Annotated in this window: 15 protein-coding genes and 1 tRNA gene; 10 read left to right on the top strand and 6 right to left on the bottom strand. The window is 64.9% G+C overall.

What is annotated here, in order from left to right:
• Positions 1-66: 66 nt before the first annotated feature.
• Both AC0L3X_RS31795 and AC0L3X_RS31800 read left to right on the top strand, forming a co-directional pair.
• Entirely contained in the window at positions 67-1,293 is a 1,227-nt protein-coding gene (locus AC0L3X_RS31795; protein ID WP_473317110.1) for a heme-binding protein, read from the top strand.
• A 159-nt stretch (positions 1,294-1,452) separates the two neighbouring features.
• Entirely contained in the window at positions 1,453-1,977 is a 525-nt protein-coding gene (locus AC0L3X_RS31800; protein WP_084795403.1) for a Cif family virulence factor, read from the top strand.
• A gap of 201 nt (positions 1,978-2,178) precedes the next feature.
• On the opposite strand, the gene AC0L3X_RS31805 is transcribed toward AC0L3X_RS31800, so the two are convergent.
• Both AC0L3X_RS31805 and cpdR read right to left on the bottom strand, forming a co-directional pair.
• Positions 2,179-2,253: transfer RNA gene (locus tag AC0L3X_RS31805), tRNA-Val, on the bottom strand.
• 73 nt (positions 2,254-2,326) lie between these two features.
• On the bottom strand, positions 2,327-2,686 hold the full coding sequence (gene cpdR / locus AC0L3X_RS31810; RefSeq protein WP_007597092.1) for a cell cycle two-component system response regulator CpdR: 360 nt from the start codon (positions 2,684-2,686) through the stop codon (positions 2,327-2,329).
• Between the two features lie 329 nt (positions 2,687-3,015).
• Between cpdR and AC0L3X_RS31815 the strand changes: the two genes are divergently transcribed.
• From AC0L3X_RS31815 to AC0L3X_RS31825, 3 genes are all read left to right on the top strand, one after another.
• Positions 3,016-3,906 (top strand): N-formylglutamate amidohydrolase, encoded by an 891-nt coding sequence (locus tag AC0L3X_RS31815; RefSeq protein ID WP_014491809.1) that lies wholly within the window; start codon positions 3,016-3,018, stop codon positions 3,904-3,906.
• 547 nt (positions 3,907-4,453) lie between these two features.
• Positions 4,454-5,236 carry a histidinol-phosphatase gene (gene hisN, locus AC0L3X_RS31820; protein WP_014491808.1) on the top strand — a complete coding sequence of 261 codons (783 nt, stop codon included), beginning with the start codon at positions 4,454-4,456 and terminating at the stop codon, positions 5,234-5,236.
• Between the two features lie 33 nt (positions 5,237-5,269).
• On the top strand, positions 5,270-6,235 hold the full coding sequence (locus AC0L3X_RS31825) for a Bug family tripartite tricarboxylate transporter substrate binding protein (RefSeq protein ID WP_063985694.1): 966 nt from the start codon (positions 5,270-5,272) through the stop codon (positions 6,233-6,235).
• A 221-nt stretch (positions 6,236-6,456) separates the two neighbouring features.
• Here the strand turns inward: AC0L3X_RS31825 and AC0L3X_RS31830 are convergent, their stop codons facing one another.
• Positions 6,457-7,347, bottom strand: coding sequence for a LysR substrate-binding domain-containing protein (locus AC0L3X_RS31830; protein ID WP_063986722.1), 891 nt, complete (start codon positions 7,345-7,347; stop codon positions 6,457-6,459).
• Between the two features lie 92 nt (positions 7,348-7,439).
• Here AC0L3X_RS31830 and AC0L3X_RS31835 point away from each other — a divergent pair, with 92 nt between their 5' ends.
• Complete coding sequence (locus tag AC0L3X_RS31835; protein ID WP_028148087.1) at positions 7,440-8,192, top strand: sulfite exporter TauE/SafE family protein; 753 nt, start codon at positions 7,440-7,442, stop codon at positions 8,190-8,192.
• Positions 8,193-8,195: 3 nt separating this feature from the next.
• On the opposite strand, the gene AC0L3X_RS31840 is transcribed toward AC0L3X_RS31835, so the two are convergent.
• Positions 8,196-8,765: a LysE family translocator gene (locus AC0L3X_RS31840; protein WP_283017743.1), complete on the bottom strand. Its 570-nt coding sequence runs from the start codon at positions 8,763-8,765 to the stop codon at positions 8,196-8,198.
• Between the two features lie 214 nt (positions 8,766-8,979).
• On the opposite strand from AC0L3X_RS31840, the gene AC0L3X_RS31845 reads away from it, so the two are divergent.
• Both AC0L3X_RS31845 and AC0L3X_RS31850 read left to right on the top strand, forming a co-directional pair.
• Positions 8,980-10,776 (top strand): adenylate/guanylate cyclase domain-containing protein, encoded by a 1,797-nt coding sequence (locus AC0L3X_RS31845; protein WP_063985696.1) that lies wholly within the window; start codon positions 8,980-8,982, stop codon positions 10,774-10,776.
• Between the two features lie 190 nt (positions 10,777-10,966).
• A complete protein-coding gene (locus AC0L3X_RS31850; protein WP_231143653.1) occupies positions 10,967-13,777 on the top strand; it encodes a di-heme-cytochrome C peroxidase in 2,811 nt (936 codons plus the stop codon).
• A 34-nt stretch (positions 13,778-13,811) separates the two neighbouring features.
• Here the strand turns inward: AC0L3X_RS31850 and AC0L3X_RS31855 are convergent, their stop codons facing one another.
• A complete protein-coding gene (locus tag AC0L3X_RS31855; RefSeq protein WP_028148092.1) occupies positions 13,812-14,759 on the bottom strand; it encodes an alpha/beta fold hydrolase in 948 nt (315 codons plus the stop codon).
• Positions 14,760-14,966: 207 nt separating this feature from the next.
• Between AC0L3X_RS31855 and AC0L3X_RS31860 the strand changes: the two genes are divergently transcribed.
• Both AC0L3X_RS31860 and AC0L3X_RS31865 read left to right on the top strand, forming a co-directional pair.
• Positions 14,967-15,428 (top strand): Hsp20 family protein, encoded by a 462-nt coding sequence (locus tag AC0L3X_RS31860; RefSeq protein WP_063985698.1) that lies wholly within the window; start codon positions 14,967-14,969, stop codon positions 15,426-15,428.
• 153 nt (positions 15,429-15,581) lie between these two features.
• The gene (locus AC0L3X_RS31865) at positions 15,582-16,352 is read left to right on the top strand and encodes an alpha/beta fold hydrolase (protein WP_063985699.1); all 771 of its coding nucleotides are present in this window, start codon (positions 15,582-15,584) and stop codon (positions 16,350-16,352) included.
• Between the two features lie 104 nt (positions 16,353-16,456).
• Here AC0L3X_RS31865 and AC0L3X_RS31870 read toward each other — a convergent pair whose 3' ends face one another.
• Positions 16,457-17,227, bottom strand: a complete 771-nt coding sequence (locus AC0L3X_RS31870; protein ID WP_231143654.1) for a hypothetical protein — start codon at positions 17,225-17,227, stop codon at positions 16,457-16,459.
• Between the last annotated feature and the right edge of the window lie 39 nt (positions 17,228-17,266).

A 17,266-nucleotide genomic window follows, 5' to 3' on the forward strand; every position in this document is an offset into this window, starting at 1 on the left:
CACCCAAAACCACTCACCTGTGAATAAACAAACACCGCTATTTTCTCCATCCCGGAGGTCGTGTTGGTGTTCCGGCCCGCGGGGCCGCCCGCGGGGGGGGCGGCCGGGCGCGCGGCGCCTCCGCCGGTCACCTTGCCGCCCATCCTCGGTCCGCTGTCGGCCTTCACGGGCACCTTCACAGGACAGGGATTCAATACGATCTTCCGGCCCGACAGCAAGATCACGCCGACGCCGATGCCGGGGCCGATCAGCACCACCGACCCCGACGACAACGTGCTGGAGCTGAATCTCACCGACGAGACGATGTCGTTCTCGAACAATCTTGGCTCGATCCCCAATCGCGGCTCGCTGCAGCAGGCAGATGCATTCCTCAACGGCGTGCCGTATCTCCAGACCATCAACGACATCACCACGGGAACGCCCGTGGGCATTCACTTCGAACCCGGCATCTGGCTGGCGGTGCCCGCCACCACCAATCCGCACGAGCCGTTCACCGTCGCGCGCATGGCGTCGATCCCGCACGGCACGACGATCACTGCGCAAGGCACCGCGCTGCCTCCGGTCGCCGGTAAGCCAACCATCGCGGCCATCGACATCACACCGTTCATCGGCGGCAATCCGGGCAACAAGATCACATTCCAGAACCAGACCGCGACCAACAAGACGACTCGCAGGCTACCTCAGGATCTGACCGCACTGATGGCTTCCGGCAAGCTCACCCAGGCGATGATCACCGACCCAAACACGGTGCTGCGCGATCAGATCGCGCATCAGACCATCACCCAGACCATCGTCATCGAGACATCGACGAAGCCTGGCACGCCGCTGACCGGCGGCCCGTTGCCGGCCATCCCCTCGCCCGGCCCGCATCCGCAGGCGCCGAGCTTTGCCGGCGGCGCCGCGAACATCGCGTTCCTTCAGGGCTTGCCCGTTCCGACGCCGGGCGGCAATGGCTCGAACGCCAACGCCTTCCAGATGGACGCGGTGTTCTGGATCGAGACGGTGGTTTACGACATCGACGTGCCGGCCCTGCCGCCCGGAACGCCGCCGGTGATCCTGCAACCGCGCCAGAGGAGCAACGTGCCGCTGGTTCCGAGCTTCGTCGCCGCGATCCCGTTCGTGCCCAACAAGGGATTCAAGGGCGGCCACGTCAGGGTGGCGACGACGCAGATCCAGTATTCACAGAAGGTCATGCTGGATTTCGCCGGGCTGACCTGGCCGCACGTCTCGGTCGCATCGCTGGTGCCGGCCGCACCCGTGCCGATCCCGGATCATCTGTTGCCGCTGACGTAAGGCGGATGGCGGTGTGACGACGATGCGCCACGTCCGCGGTATCGGACGTGGCGTGAACCAACGCATCCGTGATGCAACGGTGACCGCCGCTCGCGCGATCCTGAAAGGCCGGCGCGGCGATCAATGGTATGATCATTGTCATCCAAAAGAGAGATGATCATGCCCCCTTCCAAGATGTCTCGCGGCTCCATCAGGCTACGACCGTTTGTACGGCGCGGTCATCTTGCGGCAATTGCCGCAACGCTGTTTCTCGCCGCGACAGCCTGGTCGGCCGGGCCGGCGCTGGCCGCGGCAGATGATGCGCAGGCGCGAACCATCTTCGAAAAATTCATTGCCGCGCAGAATGCGCACAACGCGGACGATGTGAAGGCCATGCTGTGGAATTCGCCCGGCGTGCTGTTGTTTGCGAGAGGCATCGAAACGAGAGGCCGTGATGCGGTCGCGGACCGCTTCAAGGGCTACTACGAGGGCACCTGGCACCTCGAACCCGACATGTCGAAATTCCACGTCGCCGTGATCTCGAACGAGGTCATGCAGGTCCTCGTTCCCATCGTCTTCACGCGCGGCCTTCCCGGCAAGCCAGCCCAACAGAATACGTTTCTGATCAGCCAGACCTACGTGCGGGATGCGAACGGCTGGTCCGTCGCCTCCGTCCTGCCGGTCGCGAACACGGAACTGAAATAGCTGCGATCGAGTATTGTCGGGGCGTGGCTCGCTGCAGAACCGGGGCAAATCCCGGATTGCGCTTCGCTCCATCCGGGCTACACGCACGCTTCGCAATCGCGGATTGTTTGGGCTTGCCTGACCGAAGCTCGCGGCGGGCAGCCCGCCTGTGCCCTTTGGGCTTCGGCGTGGCATCCTTCTCTCGCTATCGCGAGCGAAGGATGGTGGGCGCGACAGGGATCGAACCTGTGACCCCTACCATGTCAAGGTAGTGCTCTCCCGCTGAGCTACGCGCCCTAGATGTCTCTAGATCGGGTCGGGTCCCTATAACGGCTCAGGGGAGCCGGTGCAAGGACCGAAGGGGGCCGATTTAGGCCGCCAGCATCTTGTTCACTTCGCTGACCAATTCGCGCAGATGCACGGGCTTGGACAGCACCTTGGCGTTCTTGGGGGCGTCCGAATCCGAGTTCAGGGCGACCGCGGCGAAGCCGGTGATGAACATGATCTTGATGTCGGGGTCGAGTTCCGAGGCCCGGCGGGCGAGCTCGATACCGTCCATCTCCGGCATCACGATGTCGGTCAGCAGCATCTCGAACGGCTCTTCCCGGAGCCGCTGATAGGCGGCCATGCCGTTGTCATGGGACGAGACCTGAAAACCAGCGTTTTCCAGCGCCTTGACCAGGAAACGGCGCATGTCGTTGTCGTCTTCGGCGAGCAGGATTTTGGGCATGGCAGGAAACGTCAAATCCCCAGAGGATATCAGCAGAGGTTACTAAGCCCGACAGAGGGTAAATTTGGGGTGAAAATCTTTACCCTGGGCTGGCTGCGCTGCCGGTCCCTTGTGAACCCGAATGCGGCACGAATCAATCGAGCCGCGCCGGCGCATCCCCGCTTCCCTGCCCACACGGTTAAGACATGTTCCAGCGCAGATCACATCTTTTCGCTTGGCAGAATGGTTGCGATTCCAGACAATGACGACACATAAGAGCCGCTCCACCGGCCGAATCAATTCGATCCGAGACCCGGATCCCGCGGCGCGAAGGGACGAAGCCTGAGAAGATGACCCGGTTTGACGGCGACGTGTCGCCCGCCTTCGAGATCGTGGAGCCCGCGCAATGGCGCGCGCCTGTCATCTTCAACTCGCCCCATTCCGGCTCGACCTATCCGGACGAATTCCTCAGCGCCTCCAGGATCGACCTGACGACGCTGCGGCGGTCCGAAGATTCCTTCATGGACGAGCTGATCGGCCATTTGAGCGAGCGCGGCTTTCCGACCGTGCGGGTCAACTTTCCCCGCTCCTATGTTGACGTCAATCGCGAGCCCTATGAGCTCGATCCCCGCATGTTCACCGGACGGCTGCCGAGCTTTGCCAATACCCGCTCGATGCGGGTCGCCGGCGGGTTAGGCACCATCCCGCGCGTGGTCGGCGACGGCCAGGAGATCTATCGCGAACGCATCCTGGTCGACGATGCGCTGGCGCGGATCGAGACGCTCTACAAGCCCTATCATCGCGCGCTGCGCCGGCTGATCAACAAGGTGCACCAGATGTTCGGCACCGTGGTGCTGGTCGATTGCCACTCGATGCCCTCGGTCGGCGTCAGCAGGGACGAGCCGCGGCGGCCCGACATCGTGATCGGCGACCGCTACGGCACGAGCTGCACACCGCTGCTTCCGGACAGGGTCGAGGAGACCATGGGCGGGCTCGGCTATTCGATCGGCCGCAACAAGCCCTATGCCGGCGGCTTCATCACCGAGCATTACGGCAACCCCGCAAGCGGCCTGCACGCGGTGCAGCTCGAGCTCAACCGCGCGATCTACATGGACGAGCGGCGGCGCGAGCGCAGTCCGCGCTTTGCGCAAGTGGCAAGCGACTTCGGCGTGCTCGCCGACGTGCTGGCGACGACGATCCCGTTCGGCGATCTCGGCCCGTTCCAGGCCGCGGCTGAATAGACGCGAGCCGTCGCCGCGCGATCGCGTCGCCGATCAAACATCAGATCAAGCTGCCAGCGTATCGTGCGCCGAATCTTCGCTTCGCGTTTTCGCGCGCTCGAAGTGAAGATCGAGGCTCAAAGAAAAAAGGGCCGCTTCTGATGAAGAAGCGGCCCAAGTCTAGGGAGGAAACGCCCAAGGAGGGCAGCGGTAACGCAGAGCGCTACCGCACCGCAACAATATGCGGCCGCGACGCACAAAGTGCAAGGGCTTTTGAGCCGTTTCCCATGCAATATGCACATGGCTCAATTGCTTATAGCGAAACCCAGATTCAGTTTCTTTGATAAGGAAATTCAATGGGTTGATAACCGTTTGCATACGAACGAGGCATACTCGGAACTAAGTTTTCAACTCTATGATCGATATTTGGCCAGCATATGACTGGGACGGGGCAGCCGGTTGCGGCATCCAAAATACCAGGGAGCAAACCAACTCAGCGCTGCACGCGAGAAGCGAATTGAGCTAGGCAGGAGCGAGCTTCACCCGACTTTCGTTTTGAGGATGCGCCGTGACGGTGATCGACTTCTCAGCCTTCATCGGACGGCTCGCCACCGCCTCCGGCGAAACCATCCTGCCGTTCTTCCGCACCTCGCTGTCAATCGACGACAAGAGCAAGACCAAGGATTTCGACCCCGTGACGGAGGCCGACCGCGCCGCGGAGGCGGTGATGCGCCGGCTGATCAAGGCGAGCTTCCCCCAGCACGGCATCGTCGGCGAAGAATTCGGCAATGAGCGCGAGGACGCCGATTATGTCTGGGTGCTCGACCCCATCGACGGCACGAAATCCTTCATCGGCGGCTTTCCGATCTGGGGCACGCTGATCGCGCTGCTGCACAAGGGCGCGCCGGTGTACGGCATGATGCACCAGCCCTTCATCGGCGAGCGCTTCTCCGGCGACAACGGCTCGGCCACCTATAAGGGCCCGTCCGGCGAGCGCCGGCTTCAGGTCCGCCGCTGCGCCTCGCTGTCGGAAGCAACGAGCTATACCACCAGCCCGCTGCTGATGAACGAACGCGACCGCGCCATTTTCAGCCGCATCGAACAGGGCGCGCGGCTGTCGCGCTATGGCGGCGACTGCTACTCCTATTGCATGCTGGCGGCCGGTCACGTCGATCTCGTGGTCGAGACCGAGCTGAAGCCTTACGACATCGCAGCCCTGATCCCGATCGTGACCGGCGCCGGCGGCGTCGTCACCACCTGGGAAGGCAAGCCGGCCCAGGGCGGCGGCCGCATCATCGCGGCCGGCGACGCTAGAGTTCACGAAGAAGCACTGAAACTGCTCAACGGATAAGCGCCCCAAGGAGCGTGCATGAAAAGAGCCTGCATGAACAACTGGCCTAAGCTCCTCCTCGCATTCCTGCTCCTGTTTCCCGCCCTCGCCTCCGCGCAGAATTTCCCCGCAAAACCGATCAAGCTGATCGTGCCGTTCCCGGCCGGCGGGCCCAACGACATCATTGCCCGCGTGATCGGCCAGCGCATGTCGGAGCTGTCAGGGCAGCCGGTGCTGATCGACAATCGCGGCGGCCAGGGCGGCGTGCTCGGCACCGACGCGGTCTCGAAGGCCGCGCCTGACGGCTACACCATCGCCATCTCCTCGGCCGGCGCGCTCGCGATCAGCCCGAGCATGGAGCGGGTCGCCTACGACACCTCGAGCGACCTCACGCCGGTGACGCTGGTTGCGACCGTGCCGGAAATGCTTGTCGTTGCCACCAACGTGCCCGCAAAGGACATCGGCGAGCTGATCGCGCTCGCCAAGGCGCAGCCCGGAAAGCTCAACTTCGCCTCCTCCGGCCCCGGCAGCCTGCCGCACCTCGCCGGTGAGCTGTTCAAGCTGACGGCCAAGATCGACATCGTACACGTGCCCTATCGTGGCGCTGCTCCCGCGGTGAACGATCTCCTGGGCCAGCAGGTGCAGATGACCTTCCTGGATCTTCCGGTGCTGCTGCCGCAGGTCAAGGCGGGCGCGTTGAAGCCGATCGCGGTCGGCTCGGCCGAGCGCTCCGCGACCGCGCCCGACGTGCCGACCACCGCGGAAGCGGGCTTTGCTGATCTTCGCATCGAGAACTGGTACGGCATGGTGGCGCCGAAGGGCACGCCGAAGGAGATCGTCACCGCGCTGCATGGCCTGGCGACGAAGGCCATGGCGGATCCGGCCGTCAAGGAAAAGCTCGCCGCCCAAGGCGCGACGCTGATCGGCGACGAGCCGGAGCATTTTCGCAGCTTCATCGCGGACGAGACCGCGAAGTGGGCGAAGGTGATCAAGGACGCCGGCGTCGAGACGGCGAAGTGATCAACGGCTTGAGTCGTGACGCCGCCACGAGGTAGGTGCGTTCCCCCCCCTTGCGGGGGAGGGTTAGGGAGAGGGGTCCACACGGGGACTCCATCGATCTCTCTTCTTCGCGACAGCGATACCTTTTCCTGGGCCACCCCTCTCCCCCGCCCTCCCCCGCAAGGGGGGAGGGAGCGCAGTTGTGCGCACAGCCGCAGCGCAGGCTCACATCAACAGGCCTCTTACACCGCCGCCGCCCGCAAATGCTCCACCAGCATCTTGGCCGGCCTTGGCAGCGCCTTGAAGCTGCGGGCGCAGATCACGAGCTTGCGGTTGGCGAAAGCATCGCGCAGGCGGACCATGGCCAGCGGCATCAGCTTGGCGCAGCGGCGGGCGGCGGATATCGGCACCAGGGCGATGCCGACGTCAGCGGCGACCATCTGGCAGATCGCATCGAAATCGCGCAGACGCGCACGGTAATGCGGACGCATGCCGAGCCGGGCGGCGTGCTTCGAAATGTGCATCTGGAGCGCAGTGGCGCTGGTCAGCCCGACGAAATCACAATCCCGCGCCTCCTGGAAATCGATCTGGCGGCGGCCGGCGAACGGACCGCGCCTGGACGTCACCAATGTCAGGTGGTCCTCGCTGAAGACGAAACGCTCGATATGGTCGGGCAGCGCGTGCTCGGCGGCAAAGCCGAGATCGGCGGCACCGGCGGTGATTGCTGCCGCGATATCGGTGCTCTCGCGCTCCTCGATGTCGATGGCGACGTCGCGATGCTCGCGCAGGAAGCCCGCCAGCGCCTTCGGCAGATGCTCCGACAGCCCCGAGGTGTTGACGAGAAAATGCACGCTCGCGCGCACGCCGCTGGCAAAGCCGGCGAGATCGCCGCGCATGGCGTCGACCTGGTGCATCACGACCCGTGCATGATCGAGCAGGCTCTCGCCCGCCGCAGTCAGCTCGACACCGCGCCGCCCGCGCTTGAGCAGCGCGACGCCGAGCGCGTCCTCGAGCCCCTTTATGCGCGCGCTGGCAGAGGCCAAGGCGAGATTTGATCGCTCGGCGCCGCGGGTGATGCTGCGCTGGTCGGCAACCGCGATGAAGAGCTGGAGGTCAACGAGGTCGAAGCGCATGGCCGGATTCTCCTCAGCCTCCGCCAAGAACGAAGGCTGTCTCCGTAACCTCCAGATTGTGCCGGCGCGCGGCTTCGGTCAATGTGCAAGATATGATTGACCCGCTCCTCATCCTCATCGCCGCCGTCTTCCTGATCGCCGGATTCGTCAAGGGCGTGGTCGGGCTCGGCCTGCCGACCGTGTCCATGGGCCTGCTCGCGGTGAACATGGCGCCGAGCCGCGCGATCGCCATCGTGATCGTGCCCGCCATCGTCACCAATATCTGGCAGACCTTCGCCGGCCCCTATCTGCGCGACATCCTGAGGCGGCTCTGGCCGCTGATGATCGGCACCGTGATCGGATGCTGGCTCAATGCCGGCGCGCTGACCGGCCCGCATGCCCGTTACGGCACGATCGTGCTCGGAATCCTGCTCGTGATCTACGCGATCATCGGGCTCAGCAAATTCAAGTTCCACGTCGCGCCGCAGAACGAGAAATGGGTCGGCGGCGTGGTCGGCGTGATCACCGGCGTGATCTCGGCCTCGACAGGCGTGCAGGTGATCCCCTCGATGCCGTTCATGCAGGCGATCGGCATGGAGAAGGACGAACTGGTGCAGGCGCTCGGCGTGTTCTTCACAACGGCGACGCTGGCGCTCGCCTTCAATCTCACCGCCGGCGGATTGCTGACGCCGGCGAACGCAGTGCCGGGCGCCGTGGGCATGGCCATGGCCTTCGCCGGCATGTTCGTCGGCCAGTCGGTGCGGGCGCGGATGCCGGCGGAAGCGTTTCGCCGCTGGTTCCTGATCGCGATGATCCTGCTCGGCGTTTATCTCGCGGGCAGCGCGCTGCTGAAGGAGTTCGCCTGAGGCCTACGATTTGGGTTCGTAGCCAGGCACCCATTTTTCGTGCTGGGGCAGATCGTCCTGGATCGTCCACCATGGTGCGCGCGACGAGGTGAAGACGTGGAGGCGGATCAGGCCGAGCGTCAGGAAGGCGAGCGGCTTGTGCGGAGAATCGGCTGCGACGAATTGCGGCAGGAAGGCCAGGAAGAACAGCGCGACCTTGGGATTGAGCGCGTTGGTGAAGACGCCCTGGAGGAAGACCCGCCGCAGCGGGCTCCGCTCCGGCTCGTCGATGGCTGCGGCCAGCGCCGGGCGCGACCACAGCATCTGAAGTCCCGTCACGACGAGATAGGCCGCGCCGACCAGCTTCAGGATCGAGAAGGCGGTCGATGAGGCCATCAGCAGGGCCGAAAGGCCGATTGCCGCGCCCGCAACGTGGAAAAAGCAGCCGAAGCTGATGCCGAGCGCGGCCGCGGCGCCGCCCCGCCAGCCCATCTGCATGCTGCGGCCGATCACGTAGACCGAGTCCGGGCCAGGCGTGATGTTGAGCAATATGCCCGACAGGATGAAGAGCCAGATCTCGTGAATGCCCAGCATGTGAGGTGCCCCCGTCAGCCTTGAAAGGCGGGCTTATTCGGTTCGGCCGCCGCCGTCCACCGCCAGGATTGCGGAGAATTTACCTCAAATTTGCAATGCGGATCATGCTTTCGCTCGGCCTTATCTGCTCTATAAAGGCAGTGTTCTTGGAAATGCGGGATTCGAGGCGACTGCCACGCGGGGGCCGGTCATCGATCCCTTGGAGCTCCGGGCTATGGAAAGACGTCTGGCCGCCATCGTCTGCGCCGATGTCGCCGGCTATTCGCGCATGATGGGCAGCGACGAGGCCGGCACCCATGCCGCCTTTAAGGCCCATCGCAGCGCGATCCATCCCATCATCCTCAACCATGGCGGCCGCGTCGTCAAAAACACCGGCGACGGCTTCCTGCTGGAGTTCCCGAGCATCGTCGGCGCCGTCGAGGCCGCGATCGCGATGCAGACGCTGATGGCGGAGCGCAACCATCACCTGCCTGCCGAGCGCGCCATGCAGTTTCGCCTCGGCATCCACATGGGCGACGTCATCGCCGACGAGGACGAGGTATTCGGTGACGACGTCAACATTGCCGTCCGCCTCGAAGCGGTGGCGAGCCCCGGCGGCTTCGCCATCTCGGCCAAGGCCTACCGGGAGGCGAGCAAGCACCTGACCGCGCTGCTGGTCGATGCCGGCAACCATCGCTTCAAGAACATCAAGGACCCGATCGGGGTCTGGACCTGGATGCCCGAGGGTGCGCCAGCGCTCGCGCCCGAGCTCCGGGAGGCGTCGGTGCTGTCGCAGCAGTACCGCACAGCGATCGTCGGTGTGCTGCCCTTCGCCAATCTCAGCGACGCCCAGGACGAATATTTCTCCGACGGCCTCACCGAGGATCTGATCCACGCGCTGTCGCTGCAATCCTTCTATCGCGTGCTGAGCCGCAACTCGACCTTCGCGTTCAAGGGCAAGAACACCAGCACCCGCCTGATCGCGCGCGAGATCGATGCCACCTATCTGATCCAGGGCTCGGTGCGGCGCGCCGGAGCCAAGATCCGCGTCACCGCCGAGCTGGTCGCGCCGGAGACCGGCGAGCAGCTCTGGACCGGCCGCTACGACCGCGACATCGGCGAACTGTTCGCGATGCAGGACGAGATCACCACCAATCTGTCCGCCGCCATCGCCACCGAGATCGTCCGGGCGGAGGCCTCGGCGCCGGCGCGGCTCTCCACCGACGTGACCGCCTGGGACCGCTTCCTCAAGGGGCTGTCGCACTACTACCGGCAGACCAAGGAGGACCTGGCCACCGCCGTCGACCTGTTCCGCGAAGCCATCAGCCTCGACCCCAAACTGTCGATCGCGCACGCCTATCTCGCCACGATCCAGATCCAGAGCATCCAGTTCGGGTGGGTCAAGGGCACACGCGAGATGTGGGCCGAGGCGATGGCCCTCGCCGAGACCAGCGTCCGGCTCGACCCGCGCTCCTCCTTCGCCTTCTCGATCTTGTCCTGGGCGCATGCCATGGAGGCGCATTACGAGGCCGCGATGGACGCCGCCAAGCGCGCGGTCGCGCTCAACCCCTACGACAACGGCGCACGCGGCGTGCTCGGCATCTGCCATTTCGTCATCGGCGAGCACCGCGAGGCGATCGAGCTGTTCTCGATGGCCGCGCAGCGCGACAACAGCGACCCGCGCTACCAATGGGCCGCGCTGAACGCCTTCAGCCATTATCTGCTGGGGCAATACGACGCGACCCTGTCCTGGGCCCGCGAGCAGCTCTACATCAACCCGAACCACATGCAGGCGCTGGCGATCCGTGCCGCGGCGCTGGCACAGTTGGGTCGGGACGATGAGGCGGGCGAGGCCGTCGGCGTGCTGATGCGCAACTACCCGACGCTGAATGTCGATCGTCACTTGCGCAATTTCCACTGGAAGCGGCCCGAGGACCTCGCCCATTACCGTGAGGGGCTTCTGAACGCGGGCGTGCCGCTCAGCAAGCTGACCCTGGTGCAAAGCGACGTCAAACGCGCGGCCGAGTCCTGACAGGCAGGCCTTCTCGGTCCCGCCCCCGTCCCCTCGCAACCTCGGGCCGGCTTTTATTGACAGGACCGTGAATTCAGCCACACTTCTTTACACGCTGAAGTAGTATAAGTTGCTGTCGGTTTGTTAGGACTTTCCGCGCTCTATCGGCGCGTCTTCATTTCACGATTCGCTGTTTTCAGGATTTTGGGCCATGAACGACCCCGCCTCGAAGCCTCCCTTCGATCCCTCGATCCAGGTCTCGCCAGACAATCCCTGCCCTTTCCTGCGCGGCCTCGTTGGCGAAGGTTTCGTCGACGGCGGGACCGTCCCGATCGGCAAGCTATCGCAGACGATCGCGAATGCGAGCGGCGACAAGGGGCTGATGAAGACGGTGGCCCGTGTCGAGACCCGCGGCATCGCACTGATCGCCAACGGCTTCGGTCACATCCTGAAGAGCATCTTTTCGGGCGCACAGCTCGATGCGCTGCGCGGCGGCCCCCTGGACAAGCGCGGCGCCGGTTCGCGCATCCTCGGCGTCGACGGCAAGGTCAACGAGGATCAGATCGCCCGCCTGGCCAGCTTCGGCAGGGACTATACCGATCCGAACGGCGGCGGCACCGAGCCCGGCATCAACGCGTCGGAAATACAGACCTACATGCGCGACAACTTCAAGCGCGCCGGGAGCGCTGCGCGCTGGTATTACCGGATCTTGATGCAGTTCGAATGGCCCATCCTGCTGAAGATCATGGGCAAGGGTGAAGGCGAGAACCGCTATCTCGCCATCGCCGACGTGCGTACGCTGTTCAACGAGCGCAAATTCCCTGAGAGGATCACGCAGCGGGTCGTCAGCCAGCCGGTCAAACCGCCCTCGCTCATATTGCGCGTTGCCGGCGGGTTAGTCGCCGCGCTGCTCGTCTTTGGCGTCGTGGCGCTGCGCTTTCCGGATCAATTCCAGCCAATGCTGCCCGGCATCCTCGGTGACCTCGTGGCGCCGCCATTGCCGAAGCTTGTCGAACCCCAGGCCGCGTACTGGCTCGAGCAAAACTGGGCGCTGGAGGACCGGCACTGGTTTCATCACGCCAGCCAGGGCACCGCGACCTTCCCGGTGCCCTACAGCTGGTTCATGGCGCTCGAGCAGCCGCGGCTTCATTTCTTCGCAAAGCCCGGGATGCTGCATGACAGCGACCATCTCCAGCGCTTCGGCTTCATCCCGAGCCCGCAGACGATCAACACCGACGACGCCACGCTGCGCCGGTTCGGCTACGCCAATGTCTACGACAAGACCAAGCCGGTGCCGGCGCGACTTTGGGATCCGCCGGTTAACTGGGGCACCCAGGCCGAAAACGTCGACGGCCTGCCCGTCGGCTTTGCGCGCATGACCGGCGTACCCGATCCTGCGACCGGCCAGGTCGGCGACGACCGGATCGGCCTGACCTGCGCCGCCTGCCACACCGGCCAGATTCACTACAAAGGCATCGACATCCGTTTCGACGGCGGCCCGGCGATGACCGACCTGAGGAAGCTCGAGGTCACGACGGGTCTGTCGATCGCCTACACGCTCCTCGTGCCGGGTCGCTTTACCCGCTTCGCCGACCGTGTGCTCGGCCCCTCCGCCAGCGGTGCGGATCGCGATGCGCTGAAGCAGAAGCTGCGCACGATCAGCACGTTCCTGATCGACTGGGAGAAGACCTACGCGAAAACCATCGACGGCAAGACGAGATTCAACGAGAAGACGAAGCGGGAAGAGAAGCAGCAGGACACCGAGGAAGGATACGGCCGTCTCGACGCGCTCAACCGCATCGGCAATCAGGTCTTCGCCCAGGACATGACGCTCAGCGGCCTCAGCGGCTTCGAAAAGAATCTGCATGCCAAGGACGCGCCGGTCAGCTTCCCGCCGATCTGGACCGTGCCCTGGCTCAAATTCGCGCAATATGACGCGTCCATCGAACAACCGCTGATCCGCAACGCCGGCGAAGCGCTGGGCGTGACGGCGCTGCTCAATCTGTCCGACAATACCCCCAAGGACACGCTGTTCCGCTCGTCGATGGATATCAAGAATCTGAACTGGATCGAGGATCTGCTGAAGGGGTCGGCGCCCTATCCGAAAAAGCAGCTCTCCGGACTGACATCGCCGAAATGGCCGTCGGACATCTTCGGCGACAATGCCTGGAAGATCGATGGTGAGCGCGTCAAGAACGGCCGCAAGCTCTACGCGCAGATCTGCGTCGAATGCCATCTCGGGCCGGTCAACGATCCCGTGTTCGACACCGAGTTTCCGGACCAGAGCATCTGGTCCTCGTCGCGCTGGGAGACCATCGGCAAAGACAAATTCCTGAACGAGGTCCAGAAGAGCGTCAAAGGCATGGGGACCGATCCCGCTCAGGCGAGCGTGCTGCAGACGCGGACGGTTCAGGTCCCGGGCTTTCTCGAGCTCGATCCCACGCAGAAGCTCAATGCCTGGTGGAGCTGCAATCTGCCGGCTATTTCCTCGACCGACATGCCGTACTCGGTCGGGCTGATGGTGCTCGTCGACATCGTCAGCCGCAAAGCGATGGACGATGCGAAGATCGACCCGAAGGTTCAGCAGGCCTGGTGGGGTGAGCGCAAGAACTGCCCGAATCCCGGTCCGCAGCCGGCCGAGGCGAAGGAGCCGCCGCCCTGGTATCGCGCGCGCCCGCTCAACGGCGTCTGGGCCACCGCGCCTTACCTGCACAACGGATCGGTGCCCTCGCTCTACTGGATGCTGAGCCCCGCGGCCGAGCGCCCCAAATCGTTCTGCATGGGTGGTGGTCGCGACTACGATCCGAAGCAGGTCGGCTTCGCGGTCGTCGACGGCGAGAGCTGCAAGACCGGCCAGTCGCACTTCTCGACGCGAGCGTCTGATGGCACCGAGACCTTCGGCAACAGCAATGCCGGCCATTCGTTCGATGGCACGCCGGGCCCCGGCAAGGACGGCACCATCGGCCGCGTGCTCAAGGAGCAAGAGCGCTACGACCTGATCGAGTACCTGAAGACGCTGTGAGCTGGTCTTCTTACCTCGCCCCGCCGCTGCTTCCTCACTTGAACAGCGGCGTGCCCGGCACGAAGGCGTCGAAGGCGGCCCAGAACTGGGAGCGGTAGCGGTCCTGCTCCTGGAGGATCTCGTGCTTGGCGCCGGCGATCACGAGATGGGAGCCGGCGCGCAGGTGGTAGGCGAACTCCTCGATCGCCGCGGTCGAGACCACGGTGTCGCTGGAGGCCGCCAGCATCAGGATCGGCTGGCGGATCTGGGAAGGGTAGTTCTTGCCCTTGAAGGTGTTCATGGCGTGGAAGGCGGTATCGGCCCAGGCGACCGTCGGTGACGCGAGCCCGAGCGTCGGATCCTCCTCCAGGATCGCGGCATTGCGCGCATAGCGCACGGGATCGCTGGTCAGCGGATTGTTGATGAAGGGATTGAGCCCGGTGATGTGGTCGCTGCCGCCCGGGACATAGCGACCGCCCATCCCCATCAGGCGCATCGTCTTCAGCAGCGCCCGCGCCGGAAACGAGGTGGCGCGGCCGGGCAGGTCGATCATCGGCGCCGACAGCACCATGCGGTCGAACCAGCGCTTGCCCGCGTGCGCCACCCGCAGCATCACCGTGCCGCCCATGGAATGGGCGAGCGCGAAGAAGGGCGGCGGGCAATCCGGCAGCACCACCTGCTGCACGAAGGTCTCGACGTCGATCTCGAAATCGGAGAAGTCGCGCACATAGCCCTTGCGCGGATCGCGCAGGCGGCGCGAGGAGTGGCCCTGCCCGCGCCAGTCGATCATCGCCACCGCGAAACCGCGGTCGCGCAGGTCGCGCACGGTCTCGAAATATTTCTCGATCTGCTCGCTGCGTCCGGTGAAGACGCAGACCGTGCCCTTGCGGTTCGCCGGCGGCGCCCAGCGCGCAAAGCGCAGCTCGGCGCCATCGGGTGTCTTGATGGTGCCGCTGACGACGTCTTCGGGAACGGGATTGGACGGAATCGAGATCAGCGTCATTGGGCGAGAAATGCTGCAAATCAAGGGGCTGGAGCGCCGAAAAGGCGCAACTTGCCGCCCTCTTGAACGCCGTTCCCCTGAACCCATATCACCATGGTGCAGGCCGCTACCAGTGTTTCGGAACCGGAACATTAGGCTGCACACAGACTAAAGCCCGGCCCGATTGGCGGGCGGGTTACCAACAGTCGCTCAATGGAGGACTAGACCATGCGTACCTACGACCTGACTCCGTTTTACCGTTCCACCGTCGGCTTCGACCGCCTCTTCAGCCTGCTCGACCAGGCCGGTTCGGACGGCAGCCCCGGTTATCCCCCCTACAACATCGAGCGTACCGGCGAGAACACCTACCGCATCACGGTTGCGGTGTCCGGCTTCGCCAAGGACGAGCTCTCCCTCGTCGCGAAGGAAAACACGCTGACGATCAAGGGCGAGAAAGTCGCCAACGAGAACTCGAAGTCCGAAGTGCTCTACCGCGGCATCGCCGCGCGTGCCTTCGAGCGCGCCTTCCAGCTTGCCGACTTCGTGCAGGTGAAGGACGCCTCGCTCGAGAACGGGCTGCTTCACGTCGACCTCGTGCGCGAGATTCCCGAAGCCAAGAAGCCGCGCCAGATCGCCATCAACGCGGGCGCGCCGAAGGCGCAGGTGATCGAGAGCTCGGTCGCCGCCTAAGCACGCCGACAGCCGCCAAGTTGCGAAAACGCCCCGGTGCCCCGGGGCGTTTTTTTGTTTTGCATTGCATCACAGAACGGTGAGGACATGTAACGCCGCGACCACACGCTCCGTCCTTTGGGCATCGCAGCAAAAACAATACGGAGCACGATCATGTCACTTTGGCGCAGCCTTTTCGTCGCCGCGAGCTTGCTGGCGGCCCCCATCAGCCTGGCTCACGCGCAGACGCCGCAGACGGTGAAAGCCAAGAACGTCGTTCTGGTGCACGGCGCCTGGGCCGACGGATCGAGCTGGTCGGAGGTGATCCCGATCCTCCAGGCCGCGGGCCTGCACGTCACCGCCGTGCAAAATCCGCTGTCGTCGCTTGCGGACTCCGTCGAGGCGACCAAGCGCGCGCTGGCCGAACAGGATGGCCCGACCGTGCTGGTCGCGCATTCCTGGGGCGGCACCGTGATCAGCCAGGTCGGCAACGACCCGAAGGTCACCGGCCTCGTCTACGTCGCCGCACGCGCGCCCGATGCGAACGAAGACTTCGTCGCGCTGTCGAAGCAGTTTCCGGCAGGCCCGGCCCGCGCCGGCATCGTCGAACGCGACGGCTACACAAAGCTCTCGGAAGACGCCTTCCTGAAGTATTTTGCCAATGGCGTGAAGCCGGAGCAGGCCAGGGAGCTCTACGCCGTGCAATGGCCGACGGCCGCCTCGATCTTCGCCGGCCGCACCACGGAAGCTGCATGGCACACGAAGCCAAGCTGGTACGCGGTGTCGAAGAACGACGGCACCATCAATCCCGATTTCGAACGCTTCCTCGCCAAGCGCATGAACGCAACCACGATCGAGCTCGATGCCGGCCACCTCTCGCTGGTGTCGCATCCGAAGGACGTGGCGAATCTGATCCTGGAAGCGGCGGGGTATCCGCGCAGCTGAGCGCGCGATCGCCGCAATGAAAAAGCGCCCGAGCTCTTCGGGCGCTTTTGTTTTGCTCAGGTCTCCGTCCAGCGCGTGGCGCGCAGTCGCGTCAAGCGAGCGCGCTAGTCCAGCCCCTGCGCCGCCGGCATCTCCTGCGTCGGCATGATCGTCGGAGCCGGCTTGGCCTGACCGACGGTTGGCGCGGCGGTTTGCGGTGCGGCTTCGGCGGGCTTTGCTTGCACGGCGGCGGTCTGCTGGGTGAGCTGTGCCTGCGGCGCTTGTGCCTGCTGCGGAGCTGCCGCGGCCGGCTTGGCGGCGGCGACAGGCGCCTCGCCGCGGCGCGGTGCGGCCTTCGGCAGCGGCACGGTGCGGCTGGCGACATGCGGGATGGAGGCCGGCGGACGCGGCGGGCCGCTGCGGACCATGGTCGGCGGCGGCAGCGCGCTTTGTGGACGGTAAGGTGCAACCGTCGGCACCTCATCGCTGGGCGCCATGCCGAAGGCGTCGGCGGCCGGCATGAAGCGCAGAATTCGCCCGTCGCGGGCATCGATCGCCAGCCGGCCGTCGTCGCCGCGGCGGTCGATCACCGCGATGGTGTAGACGCCGCCGCGCAGGCGCGGGATGCCGAGCGGCGAGAAGCCGTTGTCGCGCAGCACAGCGTAGACCTCGGTCGACGGCAGCAGCGCCGGCGCCGGACCGCGCTCCTCGTAGCCATAGCCGTAACCGTAACGGGGCGGCGGCGGCGCGGCTTCCGGCGGCCCATAGGGTCCGTCGAAATCCGAGACCGCGATATAGGCGGCCCGCGCAGCGCCGTTGGCCGGAACTTGTGCCTCGGCGGCCGTCGCCACCAGCGCCAGCGTGGCAGCGGCCACACATCCTGTGAAAAACTTCATGGTCGACACGCTCCTGTCAGGCCCCCGAATACCTCGCGC

The sequence above is a fragment of the Bradyrhizobium sp. MI1.7 genome (genome assembly GCF_055811795.1).

Bases quoted from the DNA above. Each gene is read 5' to 3' on its own strand.
- AC0L3X_RS31800 (WP_084795403.1), top strand. From the start codon at position 1,453: ATGCCCCCTTCCAAGATGTCTCGCGGCTCCATCAGGCTACGACCGTTT.
- cpdR (WP_007597092.1), bottom strand. From the start codon at position 2,686: ATGCCCAAAATCCTGCTCGCCGAAGACGACAACGACATGCGCCGTTTC.
- AC0L3X_RS31815 (WP_014491809.1), top strand. From the start codon at position 3,016: ATGACCCGGTTTGACGGCGACGTGTCGCCCGCCTTCGAGATCGTGGAG.
- AC0L3X_RS31825 (WP_063985694.1), top strand. From the start codon at position 5,270: ATGAACAACTGGCCTAAGCTCCTCCTCGCATTCCTGCTCCTGTTTCCC.
- AC0L3X_RS31830 (WP_063986722.1), bottom strand. From the start codon at position 7,347: ATGCGCTTCGACCTCGTTGACCTCCAGCTCTTCATCGCGGTTGCCGAC.
- AC0L3X_RS31835 (WP_028148087.1), top strand. From the start codon at position 7,440: ATGATTGACCCGCTCCTCATCCTCATCGCCGCCGTCTTCCTGATCGCC.
- AC0L3X_RS31840 (WP_283017743.1), bottom strand. From the start codon at position 8,765: ATGCTGGGCATTCACGAGATCTGGCTCTTCATCCTGTCGGGCATATTG.
- AC0L3X_RS31845 (WP_063985696.1), top strand. From the start codon at position 8,980: ATGGAAAGACGTCTGGCCGCCATCGTCTGCGCCGATGTCGCCGGCTAT.
- AC0L3X_RS31850 (WP_231143653.1), top strand. From the start codon at position 10,967: ATGAACGACCCCGCCTCGAAGCCTCCCTTCGATCCCTCGATCCAGGTC.
- AC0L3X_RS31855 (WP_028148092.1), bottom strand. From the start codon at position 14,759: ATGACGCTGATCTCGATTCCGTCCAATCCCGTTCCCGAAGACGTCGTC.
- AC0L3X_RS31860 (WP_063985698.1), top strand. From the start codon at position 14,967: ATGCGTACCTACGACCTGACTCCGTTTTACCGTTCCACCGTCGGCTTC.
- AC0L3X_RS31865 (WP_063985699.1), top strand. From the start codon at position 15,582: ATGTCACTTTGGCGCAGCCTTTTCGTCGCCGCGAGCTTGCTGGCGGCC.
- AC0L3X_RS31870 (WP_231143654.1), bottom strand. From the start codon at position 17,227: ATGAAGTTTTTCACAGGATGTGTGGCCGCTGCCACGCTGGCGCTGGTG.